General features: G+C 66.5%; 5 protein-coding genes. 3 read left to right on the top strand and 2 right to left on the bottom strand.

What is annotated here, in order from left to right:
- Positions 1–48: 48 nt before the first annotated feature.
- Positions 49–975, top strand: coding sequence for an ABC transporter ATP-binding protein (locus ACOYYX_RS36615; RefSeq protein WP_422927595.1), 927 nt, complete (start codon positions 49–51; stop codon positions 973–975).
- Positions 976–1,085: 110 nt separating this feature from the next.
- On the opposite strand, the gene ACOYYX_RS36610 is transcribed toward ACOYYX_RS36615, so the two are convergent.
- Positions 1,086–2,555, bottom strand: a complete 1,470-nt coding sequence (locus ACOYYX_RS36610) for a hypothetical protein (RefSeq protein WP_422927594.1) — start codon at positions 2,553–2,555, stop codon at positions 1,086–1,088.
- Positions 2,556–2,993: 438 nt separating this feature from the next.
- On the opposite strand from ACOYYX_RS36610, the gene ACOYYX_RS36605 reads away from it, so the two are divergent.
- Positions 2,994–4,151 (top strand): pyridoxal phosphate-dependent aminotransferase, encoded by a 1,158-nt coding sequence (locus ACOYYX_RS36605; protein ID WP_422927593.1) that lies wholly within the window; start codon positions 2,994–2,996, stop codon positions 4,149–4,151.
- A 40-nt stretch (positions 4,152–4,191) separates the two neighbouring features.
- On the opposite strand, the gene ACOYYX_RS36600 is transcribed toward ACOYYX_RS36605, so the two are convergent.
- Positions 4,192–8,955 carry a beta strand repeat-containing protein gene (locus tag ACOYYX_RS36600; protein ID WP_422927592.1) on the bottom strand — a complete coding sequence of 1,588 codons (4,764 nt, stop codon included), beginning with the start codon at positions 8,953–8,955 and terminating at the stop codon, positions 4,192–4,194.
- A gap of 900 nt (positions 8,956–9,855) precedes the next feature.
- Between ACOYYX_RS36600 and ACOYYX_RS36595 the strand changes: the two genes are divergently transcribed.
- Positions 9,856–12,696, top strand: a complete 2,841-nt coding sequence (locus ACOYYX_RS36595) for a M16 family metallopeptidase (RefSeq protein ID WP_422927591.1) — start codon at positions 9,856–9,858, stop codon at positions 12,694–12,696.
- The last annotated feature ends 8 nt before the right edge of the window (positions 12,697–12,704 follow it).

Below are 12,704 nucleotides of genomic sequence, written 5' to 3'. Positions count from 1 at the left end.
ATGGGCCGTTGGCGTACCTGGCACGCCCTACTCATAGAAGGCAGCTCCATGATCGAGACGCATGACCTGACGAAGATGTATGGCGACCTGTACGCCCTGAACCGCCTGAACCTGACCCTCAACCAGGGGGACGTCTACGGTTTCATCGGCCCCAACGGCGCCGGCAAGACGACGACGATGCGGATCCTCGCGACCCTGCTGAACCCGACCTGGGGCGAGGCCACGGTCTGCGGCTACTCGATCTACAACGGCGCCAAGGATATCCGCCGGGCGATCGGCTACATGCCCGACTTCTTCGGCGTCTACGACGACATGAAGGTGATCGAGTACCTCGAGTTCTTCGCCGCCGCCTACCGGATCAAGGGGGCCGCGCGCAAGAAGATCTGCGAGGAAGTGCTCGAGCTGGTCGACCTCACGTACAAGCGGGACGCGCTCGTCACCAGCCTCTCGCGCGGCATGACCCAGCGCCTCGGCCTGGCCCGCGTGCTGCTGCACGACCCGCAGGTCCTCCTGCTCGACGAGCCGGCGTCGGGCCTCGACCCCCGCGCCCGCATCGAGATCCGCGCGCTCCTGAAGGAGCTGCGCTCGATGGGCAAGACGATCCTCGTCTCCAGCCACATCCTCCCCGAGCTCGCCGACATCTGCAACAAGATCGGCATCATCGAGCAAGGTGTGCTGCTGGTCAACGGCGCGGTCGTCGACGTGATGAAGCAGGTCCGCACCGACATCGTGCTGAACATCGCCGTGAGCGACCGGCTCACCGACGCCGCGAACTTCCTCGAGGGCCAGCCCGAGGTCGAGACCGTCCAGGACAAGAACGGGGTCCTGATCGTCAAGATGAACGAGGGGGTCGTCCAGTACAGCTTCCTCGCCAGCCGGCTGATCGAGCAAGGGTTCGACCTCACCCTCTTCAAGGAGGACGAGATCAACCTCGAGACCGCGTTCATGCACCTGACCAAGGGCATCACGAGCTGATCGCGATCCAATCATCTTTGCATCAAAAAGCGAACGGCCTCTCATCCCAGCAGATGTGGGATGAGAGGCCGTTTTCGTTAACAAGACTTGTTTGATTGAAGGGACTTCGATCAATTGGCCGGCTTGTTGTATGAATTCCGAGAGACGTAGTTGGCTGTGAAAGGGGGGAAGGGGTACAAAGCACCCGCTCCACCAACAGTCAAGCCTGGGTTGAAACCGGGGATGATGATCTGGTCGGTGACGGCGGCTCCCGAAACGTTGGTGGTTCCGTTGACCAGGAATACCGACGGCGTCAGTATGCCGGCGCCACTGGTGGCGTCGTTGGTGCCTGTCACGGAGCCGTTTGCGATGCCACTTCCCACGAAGAAGATGCTGCCATTGCCGATATTCACGTTGCCTTGGATATAACCCGAGAGCGACGGCGTGGTGGTGCTGGTGCCGGTGCCGATCAGGGCCTGGTTCTGAGCCAGCAGGTTCGAGCCGGTCGCTGTGCCCTTGGCTGGCTGCGGGCTCGTGCCGAGGAAGCGGCCGATCCTGACCGAGGCCCCGTTGGTGATGTCTAGATCATTGCCGACGTTAAACAGGTTCAGATCACGGCCGATGTTGATGCCGGTGCCGGCACCGCTCAGGTTGGCTTCGGTGAGGATGTCGAGGGTGTTGACGTCGCCGCCCGTGGTGATCGTCGCACCCGGTAGTAGCGCGTTGAACGCGATGCGGTCGACCGGGTCATCGCCGGCGACGGTGAGCGGGCCCGAGAGGTTCGCGGTGTGGTAGCCGAGGATCGCCGAGATCGAGCCGCTGTTCACGGTGATTTGACCGATGTTCAGCACGTGGCTCTGGCTCGACTGGCCGTACGCGAAGCTGTGGGCATAGCCCTTGCGCTGCGGGAACGGCACCGGGCTGATGTCGAGCTCGGACTGGGTCGTGGTGGCGTCGACGATGATGCCGACCTTGCCGCCGGCCATGGCATAGGCCCGCACCGTGCCGATCGGCTGGACGGTGCTGCCGCCGGGGACCTGCCCCTGGATCGGTGTCTGCGTCCCCGGCACGTTGGTCGAGGAACCGCTAGTGGAGATACCCGAGCCGGCGGTCGGGATGAACTGCGTGAGCTGAATGTTGAAGTGGCCGTCCGGCGTGGCGACGACCACGCTCTGGCCGCCGCGGGCGGTCTGCGTGCTCACGCCCTGTCCGCGAGGATACTGCTTATTGTTATGGGGCGCCGCGGGGGAGTACTGCTGCGGATCGTTGTACCGCAGCGCGACCCTAGGGCTCGGGTTGTTGAGGAAGAACTGCCCGGGGAGGTTCGACATCAGCATTCGCGTTTCCAGGCCGCCCGTCGTCCCCATGACGGAAGGCCGGAAGGCGTTGCGCTCCTGGCGACGGGTCGACGACTGCGACCCCTCGAACAGGTTCGAGATGAGGCTGACGACTTCCACCCGGACCCGCTGCCAGTGATGGATCATGTCGCGGAAACCGGCCGAAATCCGGTCGGCGACCCTGCTGAGGTTCTCGGAACCGAGATGGACCCGGGCCGGCCGGCGCATGTTACGTCGACGGCGATCTTGGCGAGCAACCGACATAGGAAAACCCTCCGTGCCCTGGGCGCGATCCTTGGGCGGCGTCCGCTCGCCCTTCGGTAATCCGAGGTCTCGCCTCGTTTCGTGACGGAATGCGCCGAGGTACCTTCGTGTCGGTTCAGGTATCGGCTCGAAAGTCCCCGGCGGGACTCCCAAACGTCCTCTGGAATAGGCCCAACGGTCTTGAGGAATGGCTTGCGAGAACTGGTCCGATTGCAGCGATTGGAGTGATGGATCGTGTGTTGCGGATCGGCCGGGGGTTTGGCGACAATGTTGATCGGAATCTGTGACCGCTCGGCGTGGCTCGCCGCGATAGAATCGCCCGCCGCGTGAGCCCTGCCCCGCTTTGACTTTGAACCGCAACCGGCGATGCCCGGGGCGAGCGATCCCCCGGGGCGCCGGATCTTACTCCCTCTCGTTCGGGGTCCGATGCAACTTCCCTTGCTTGCTCAGAAGGCGTCTCGGTTCACCGAGAGCGTGATCCGAGGCATGTCGGTCGAGGCCGCGAAGCACAAGGCGGTGAACCTCGCGCAGGGGATGCCCGACTTCCCCGCCCCCGCCGAGCTCAAGGCGGCGGCCTGCCGCGCCATCGAGGCCGACGTCAACCAGTACGCGATCACCTGGGGCTCTCGCGAGCTCCGGCACGCGATCGCCGAGCACGCCGGCTGGCACCTCGGCCTGGCGGTCGACCCGGAGACGGAGATCACCGTCACCTGCGGCAGCACCGAGGCGATGCTCGTCGCCCTGATGGCGCTCATCAACCCGGGCGACGAGGTGATCCTCTCGCAGCCCTTCTACGAGAACTACTGGCCCGACTGCGTCCTCGCCGGCGCCACGCCGAGGTTCGTCCCCGTCCGCCCCCCCGACTGGCGGTTCGACCCCGACGAGCTCGCCGCCGCCTTCAACGACAAGACCAAGGCGATCATCCTCTGCAATCCCAACAACCCCACGGGGGCCGTCGCCACGCGCGAGGACCTCGAGATGATCGCGGCCCTCTGCCGCAAGTGGGATGTGATCGCCATCACCGACGAAATTTATGAACATATCATCTACGACGGCCGCGAGCACATCGCGCTGGCGAGCCTGGAGGGGATGCAGGAGCGGACGGTGACCGTCGGCGGGATGTCGAAGACGTTCGCCGTGACCGGCTGGCGGATCGGCACGATGATCGCCCCCAAGGGTCTGACGCACGCCTTCCGCCAGATCCACGACTACGTCTCGATCGGCGCCGCGGCCCCGCTCCAGGAGGCGGGTGCCTTCGCCTACCGGATGCCCCGCGAGTACTTCGCCAGGCTCTCGCAGGACTACCAGGCCCGCCGCGACCGCCTCTGCTCGGCTCTCTTGGAGATCGGCTTCGACCTCGAGTTGCCCCACGGCGCCTATTACGTCATGGCCAACATCGAGGCCTTCGGCGCGACGGACGACGTGGCCTTCGCCCGCCATCTCGTGCGCGAGGTCGGCGTGGCGACGGTCCCCGGCTCGAGCTTCTTCCTGGACAAGACGCTCGGCCAGCAATACATCCGCTTCTGCTTCTGCAAGCGGGACGAGACCCTCGACCTGGCGATCTCCAGGCTGCGGACCCTGAAGGTGATCGTCTAGGTCGAGGGCCAAAGGAGCCTCGCGAGGAGGCTCCTGATTTTTAGCGTCGAGCCCCCCTGCCTCGCCCCTTGAGGCCCAGGGGGCCGCGCGGGGTCGCCGGGGTGGCGACGGCCGTGGTCGTCGACTTCGCGGCGTTACCCGCGGAGTCGGAGATCGCGGCTCCCGATCCGAGGGTGACGACGCCGCCGGCCCTCGCGGATTTGGCCCCGGAGAGGTCGGCCCGCGTGAGCGTGTAGGTGAAGACGAGGACGTTCGTCCCGTCCCCGCCGGCGTAGGTCATGACCTTCTTCTTCGCGCCGAGCATCAGGTCCATCGTCGGCAGGCCCCGGACCCGCACCGCCTCGCTGTACGTGACCGTAACCGTGAGGACCTGGCCGACCGCATACGGCTTCCTCGATCCCGGGATGGGTGTCGTCTGGATCGGGGAGACGGAGACGACCGAAGGGGCGACCGTGTCGGGGGCGGGCGCCGGGGGAGTCACGACCGTCGCGGCCAAGGTCATGGCGGGGACCGTGGTCGTCGTGACCAGGACGCCGCTGGCGTCGTCGACGATCCGGTTCTTGAGGTCGGTCTGGATCGTCGCGCCGGCCGGGACCGTCACGTTGCCCTTCGCGAAGGGATCGGCGTCGAGCCGGAAGATCAGCCGGGTCGTGCCGCTGCCTGAGACGTAGCGGGCGACCTTCGTGCTGGAGCCGACCGAGACCGGGAACCAGGGCTGCCCCGCCACTCGAACCGGGGCGCCGAAGTCGACGGCGAAGTCCAGGGGGTTACCCGCCGTGTAGGAGGACGCCAAGGGCGAGTCCGCCGTCACCGCCGGCGGCGAGCCGGCCGAGAACAACCGCGGGATCGCCCAGAAGATATTGAGCAGGGACCTGTCCATCGGCGTGACCGGGCCATAGAAGCCGAACGGCAGGGCCATGTACGCCGAGGCGATCGAGTCGAAGCCGGCGCCCGCGTTCTGGACGTCGACCGCGCCGATGTTGCCGGCCGTGGCGATGTACAGGCTCGCGGCGCTGGCCGCCGGGCCGATGTAAGACCCGAGCGGGGCCCCTACGAAACTCGAGACGGCCTGGATCGCCTCCGCGACCGGCGCCGGCGATGTGGGCGGGGCGAGCGAGACGGCCTGCGTGTCGCGAGACGACACTTTGATGGCGATGTCGCCGACGCTCGACCCGGTGAACACCGAGAAGATCGCGCCGGAGCCGAACCGCCCCTGCGACGTGATCGAGACGTTGCCGAGGGGGCCGGGCGTGTCCTGGGCGAAGAATGGGAGGACGAAGTCGGGGATCGAAGCGAGCCGCCCGATGGCGTCGAAGTCGGCGAGGAAGGCCGAGAAGAAGACCCCGGTGCCGAGCGAGTTGACCGTGACGTCGCCGATGCCGCCGACCGCCGCGAAGTAGCTGGAGTCGATGCCGGCGCTCAGCAAGGTCCAGGCGTCGTTGGGCGGGGGGGGCAGCGGCAGCAAGGTCCCGCCGGCACGCCCGGCGTTCACCGTGACCTTGCCGATCTTGCCGTCGAAGTGCTTCTGGTCGTAGTCGAAGAACGAGGCCCGGAACTCGCTCTCGAAGATGCCCGTGCCGCCGAGCGTCGTCACGTTGATGTTGCCGATCGAGCCCGCGGCCCCCGCGTAGAAATTGCTCGTCTCGATGCCGTTGCCGCGGAGCGAGCCGTCGGTGACGTTGATGTCGCCGATCGTCCCCTTATTGTCGAAGTTCCCCGCGCCATCGTACACGGCGTTGCGGGCCACGAAGGTCGAGCCCGAGATGCCCGCGCCCCCTTCCTCGCGGTCGGTGACGTTCACCGTGATGAAGCCGATCTTCTCCCCCTCGAAGCTCGAGCCGGAGATCCCCGCCGAAGACACGAGGTTCTGGCCCTGGGTCTCGGCGTAGATGCCGAAGATCGCCCCCTCGTCATCCGGATCGGGGACGGTGCCCGAGAGGTTCGGGCCATTGTTGGCGCTGCCGAAGTTGGAGTCGGCGAGGAAGGTCGAGTTCAGGATGGCCGTCCCGCCCCGGGCGACCGCCTTGATGACGCCGATGTTCGAGTCGGCCGAGAAGCTCGACTCGCTGATCGCGGTGGCGAGGAGCGAAGTCCCGTTGGCGATCGCCGTGATGCCGGACGTCTCGGCGTCGGCGAGCGTCTTGGCCGAGCCGATCGAGCCGTTGCTCGCGGTGAAGAGGCTGCCGCTGATCGCGACCCCGCCGTTGGTCGACTCCGCGTGGATCCGGCCGAAGTTCCCCTGCGAGCTGGTGAAGTTGCTGGTGGAGATCGCCGAGGCGTTCAGCGCCCGGGAGTCGAGGTCGAGCAGGTCCCCCTTGATCTGGAAGATCGAGCCGGTGATCCCCATGCCGAGGGCCGAGCGGACATCCACATAGATGCTGTCGACTTGCGTGTCCGGGTTCTTGGGGCGCTGGTTCTCGTAGTCGGACCAGGCCCTCAGGTTCATGTTGGTGATGCCGTTGCCGGTCTGGCCGCCGAGGACCAGGGCCTTGATCGGGCCGAAGCTCTTGGCGGTGGTGCTGACCGTGTAGAGGGCGTCGCCGCCGTTGGCGTTGGCCGTCCCGTCGATGCCGGCGATCCGCCCCGAGGCCTGGATCCGCGTGTTCGCGATCCCGTCGCCCCCCGCCGGCCCGCCTTGCGCGGTGATCGCCCCGATGTTGCCGAGATCCGGGTCGGTCTTGCCGTTGGCGTCGAAGCTGCCGCCGCGGATGCCGTCTCCGAGGACCGTCGAGAGCGCCTTGATCGGGCCGATGCCCCCTTCCGCGACGACGATCGCCCCGTTGATGCCGTCTCCGTTGCCGATGCCGGTGATCGAGTCGATGTCGCCGACCTGGGCGTGGATCACCGCCTTGAGGATGCCCGTCCCCACGGCCGCCTGCCCGAGGATCGGGCCGATCTCGGCGGCGAGGATCTGCGCCTTATCGATGCCGTTGTTCGTGTTGGCCGGCGACGAAGTGACCCCCGGCGTGACCTCTGGCAGGACGGTCGAGCCGTACGAGATCCCCGTCACACCGGCGATCCGCCCGCCCGCCTGGATCAGGGTGCCGTGGATCGCCGTCGTCCCGAAGGCATAGGCCGTGACGGCCCCCATATCCCCGCCGGCGATCAGGCTGCCCCCCTCGATCGCGTTGACGAGCGGGCTTGTGATGGTCACCGCGCCGAAGTCCTGGAGCGCAACGAAGACGGCCAGGTTCATCCCACCGGCTTCGAGGACGACGCTGCCGATGTTCGTGGCCTTCACGTTCCAGCTCACGTCGCCGGAGTAGACGTGGATGTTGCCGAGGCTGCCCCCGGCCAGGATCTCGGTCGTCGCGGCCGTCTTCTGGAAGACGTTGATGTCGCCGATGTTCCCGCCCGCCTGCACGACCGTCGAGTTGAGCCCGCCGCTGACGCCGGTGATGTTGCCGATGTTCCCGCCCGCGATCAGCTCGGCCTTGATGCCGCTCGCCGACTTGACGTTGCCGATGTTGCCGCCGGCCTTGAACATGCCCTCAAGGTCGACCGGCAGGGCCGTCGCCTGCCCGCCGCCCGCGGGCGTGCCGGACTTGGTCGTCATCAACTGCTCGACGTTGCCGATGTTCCCGGCGGCCTCGAACAGCGAGCCCGCGGCGAACGACTGGGCCTTCACGTCGCCGATGCTCGACGCCGAGTACCATCGGGCCATCGCGGCGCCGTTGACCTCGACGCCGGCGATCCCGACGGTGGTGCTCGTGTTGGTCACGGGGGCGGCGAACTTGTCGGGCACGAGGACGGGGTCGGTCGTCGACGGGTCGGTGCCGGAGATCCCGCCCCCCGCCTGGATGTTGCCGGTGTCCAGCTCGCCGGAGGCGTCGGTGAATCCGAGGTTCAGGTGCCCCGCGGCGTGGATGAAGCCGGTAAACTGCTTGGGGAGGTACATCGTCATCGGCAGCGACGAGTCGTCCGTGGAGATCTCGCCGTCGATCTGGCCGAGGCGTACTGAGCCGATCCCGCCGGCGCGGATCGCGCTCCGCATCGCACCGTGCGGGGCCACGATCGAGCCGATCTGCCCCTCGACGTCGATCACGCCCCGGAGGTCGTTGGTCGTGTTGGTCGCGTCGAACGGATCCCCCGAGTTCTGGCCGATGGCCCCGTTGACCACGATCGCGCCGATGCTCTTCGCCTCGACGTCCCAGAGATCGATCAGGCCGAGGGCCGGCATGTAGCCCCCTTGCGGGCCCGTCGGGCTCTCGTCGAAGATCTCCGCCTCGCCGGTGATCGGGTTGGTGATCAGGATCGTCGGGGCGCTGATGCTGATCGAGTCCGCCGTGACGGTGTTGGCCGCGTCGACGTAGGCGACGCTGCCGGTGTCGAGCGTGATGCTGCCGACGTCGATGCCCGGCAGGGCGACGTCATCCACGACCGCCGCGCTGAGCTGCAGGCCCCCGATCGCCGTCACCCCCGGGTCGGCTGTGATCTTCGCGATGCTGGTGTAGCCGCTGCTGAACATCTTGCTGTCGACGCCGCCGCTGATCGTCAACTCGATCGGCGTGACCGTGATGCTGATCCCGTTCTCCGCCGTGAGCCCGACGAGGTTGAGCTGCTGGATGTCGGCGATGCGGGTCGCGTCCCCCGCGAGCCTCAGGGTGAACCCCCGGTTCCCGCTCGTCGGCCCGTTGAGTTTGACCTCGACGATGTCTCCGTTCGCGTCGTAGAAGGCGACGTCCTGATACACCTGCCCCGGGACGATGTCCCCCGGCGCCGCCAGTAATTCGCGCCGCTCCAGGGCGTCGATGCCGGGGCGGATGGGTCGCCTCCTCGGGCCTTTGCGGTTCCACGACGTCACTGGGAAGGATCCTCGGTGGGCATGCGGGGGCATGGTGCGACTCCTGGGTTGGCGAATCTCGCCACGGCCTGATGGGCGCGTGGCAAGTGGTCTCGTCGATGACCGCGCGGTCGCATCCTCGCGACGTCGATCCCGAATAGATGCAGCGCTCTCGACGGTCGGCCCGTGCAGGCACAAAGGGCGCGCAGGGGGATCTTCGCGACCGTTTCGAACTCACCTCAACCCGACACGCCGTCGTCGGGACTATGACGATTGACTAAATATAGAGCATGGAACGGGGAATGCCAAAGAAAGCGATTGGAAAATCTGGGGCGAGTATTCCGGAAGGGCCTCATTGGGATCGGCAAGATTGCGCGTGTAAGTCGTTCGTATGAGAAGTTTTTGAAAATATAGGCATTTTAAAATGCAAGGGTGCTTCTTGCTGTTTGCCTGGATCTGGATCCTTAGGATTCAAAGTTTATGATGCTGCGTTGATTGCGCGCAAAATGCTCGCCTTCCCTCGTCCGATGGGCCAGGAACTACCGGCCTACATGTCTTCTCGTGTTGTTCGATCGGTCATTGCTTGGATGGATCTGTCGGCGGGTTCGCGTCGAAGCTGATGAGGCAGGAGTTTCGACGTTTCTGCACCTGGAACCTGGCGGGGGTCGCTCGAGCCCGCGTCGGGTCGTCGCTACGTACGGCGGCAGGTCGGCGGCGCGGGGGGCTCGGTTTTCGTGACCTGGGTCGGAGGTGGGGCCGTGATGACGCGTATAGAGCACCGATTTGGTGATGATTCGGGCCTTTGAAAGGGGCCGAAATCCCGCCATTTTGGTCCTGCCGTTCTCTGGACTCATGCCCCGCGAAGCGGTTAGAACAAGTGTTTCTCGGACGCCTCGAAGACGATCACGGAGTGAGCCACATATGGATTGCCGCAAGTCTCGATCCTTCCTGGCGGCCCTCGCCGCCGCCGTGCTCCTGGCGCCGTCGGCGCGGGCGGACAATCGGACGCCCCAGATCCCCGACCTCAAGGTCGAGAAATACACGCTGCCCAACGGCCTGGAGGTCATCCTCCACGAGGATCACACCACCCCCATCGTCGGGGTCAACATCTGGTACAAGGTCGGCTCGAAGAACGAGAAGACGGGCCGCACCGGGTTCGCCCACCTGTTCGAACACCTGATGTTCCAGGGCTCCAAGAACCACGACGACGAATACTTCGGGCCGCTCGAAAAAGTCGGCGCCCAGATCAACGGCAGCACCAGCACCGACCGCACCAACTACTTCGAGAACGTCCCCAGCAACGTGCTGGAACTGGCGCTCTGGGAAGAGGCGGACCGCATGGGCTTCCTGCTGCCGGCGTTGACCCAGGCCAAGCTCGACAACCAGCGTGACGTCGTCAAGAACGAGCGTCGCCAGCGCGTCGACAACGTGCCTTACGGCCAGTCGCACGAGGCCCTCCTCGAGGCCTTCTACCCGCCCGATCACCCGTACCACCACAGCGTGATCGGCTCGATGGCCGACCTCTCGGCCGCGAGCCTCGACGACGTCTCGTCGTTCTTCCGCACCTATTACAGCCCGAACAACGCGAGCCTCTGCATCGCGGGCGACTTCAAGCCGGAAGAGGCCAAGAAGCTGGTCGAGAAGTACTTCGGCCCCCTGCCCAAGGGCCCCGAGGTCGCCAAGCTCGAGCCGAGCGTGCCCGTCCTGAAGGAGTCGAAGCACCTCAAGCTGACCGACCGCGTCACCCTGCCCCGCGCCGAGCTCGTCTGGCCGACCGGCCAGCGCGGCGACGCCGACGAGCAGGCCCTCGACGTCCTCTCGCTCGTCCTCGGCGGGATCGACAAGGAGAATCGCCTCTTCCGCGCCCTGATGTACGACAAGCAACTCGCCGCACGCGTCTCGGCCGGCCATCCCGCCAGCGCCCTGGCCGGTGAGTTCACCGTCACGATCTACGCCCGCCCAGGCCAGTCGCTCGACAAGCTCGTCGAGATCGCCGACGCCGAGATCGAGCGGCTCAAGAAGGACGGCCCGACCCTCGAAGAGGTGACCAAGGCCCAGAATACCCAGGAGAGCGAGCTGATCATCGGGCTCCAGTCGGCCGGGCGCAAGGCCGACTACCTGAACAACTACAACGTCGAGTTCGGCGACCCCCTCGCCTACAAGGCGGAGATGATCCGGCTCTTCAAGGTCACGCCCGAGGACGTCAAGCGCGTCGCCAATCAGTACCTGACCAAGACCCGCATCCGCCTCGACGTGACCCCGGGCGCCCCGACGCCTCGGGCCCCCGAGGTCGAGGTCGACCGCTCCAAGCAGGCCCCGATCGAGAGCCCGAAGATCGCCGAGGTCAAGGACACGTTCGACCGCTCGGTCATGCCGAAGATCGGGCCGACCCCCGACTTCACCCCGCCCGCCGTCACGCGGCGGACCCTCTCCAACGGCCTCGAGGTCCTCGTCGCCGAGCGGCATGAGCTGCCGATCCTGACCCTGAGCCTCGTGCTCAAGGGGGGCGACGTGCTCGTCCCGCCCGCCAAGCACGGACTGGCCTCGCTGACGGCCGACCTGCTGACCGAGGGCACCAAGAACCTCGACTCGCTGGCCTTCGCCGGCGCCCTCTCGGAGATCGGCGCCTCGATCGACGCCAACGGCGGGCTCGAAGCCTCGAGCCTCTCGCTGACGACCCTGACCAAGCACATCGACCGGGGCATCGAGCTCTACTCCGACGTGCTGCTGAACCCGTCGTTCCCCGAGAAGGAGCTGAAGCGGCTCAGCCAGCAGCGGCTTTCGATGATCCAGGCCCGGCTCGACCGCGCCGAGGGGATCTCGGGCGTCGTCTTCCCCCGCCTGCTCTACGGCGAGGAACACCCGTACGGCCGCCCCGACATGGGCACGGCGAAGTCGATCGCCTCGATCACCCGAGACGACATCGTCAAGTTCCACGAGCAGCTCTTCAAGCCGAACAACGCGACCCTGATCGTCGTCGGGGACACCTCGCCGGACGCGATCGTCGCGACGCTCGAGAAGTCGCTCAAGGAGTGGAAGCCGGGCGAGGCCGTGAAGCGTTCGCTGCCCGAGGCGCCGGCCGCCAAGCCGTTGACGGTCTACCTCGTCGACAAGCCCGCCGCCGCGCAGTCGGTGCTGGCCGTCGGCTTCGTGGGCCAGCCGCGCGGGACGCCCGACTACTTCCCGCTCACGATCATGAACGCCGTCCTCGGCGGCCAGTTCTCGAGCCGGATCAACCTCAATCTCCGCGAGGCGAAGGGGTACAGCTACGGGGTCCGCTCGCACTTCGCCTTCCGGATCGGCCCCGGGCCGTTCGAGGCGGGGGGCTCGGTCCAGACGGCCGTGACCAAGGAGGCCCTCTTCGAGCTGATGAAGGAAATCGAGGAGATCTCCGGCGCCCGGCCTGTGACCGACGAGGAGCTCGCCTTCGCCAAGGATCGCACCATCAAGGGCTTCCCCGGCAAGTTCGAGACGACCTTCGGCGTGGCCGGGACCCTGGCCGACCTCGTCCTCTACTCGCTGCCGAATGACTACTTCACCACCTACCCCGGCAAGGTCGAGGCCGTCACCAAGGAGGACGTCGACCGCGTGGCGAAGAAGTACCTCGACACCAAGCACATGACCATCCTGGTCGTCGGCGACCGCTCGAAGATCGAGGCCAAGCTGAAGACCCTGCCCTACGCGCAGGTCATCACCGTCCTCGACCCCGAGGGGAACCCGCTGCCCGCCTCGGGCTCCGACGTCGGCTCGGGCTCGAAGTAAGCTATCGA

This window comes from Singulisphaera chitinilytica, from assembly GCF_049331405.1.
GTDB lineage: Bacteria > Planctomycetota > Planctomycetia > Isosphaerales > Isosphaeraceae > PoT.
Note: the sequence above shows the minus strand (reverse complement) of the source record. Positions and strands in the feature narration are given on the sequence as shown.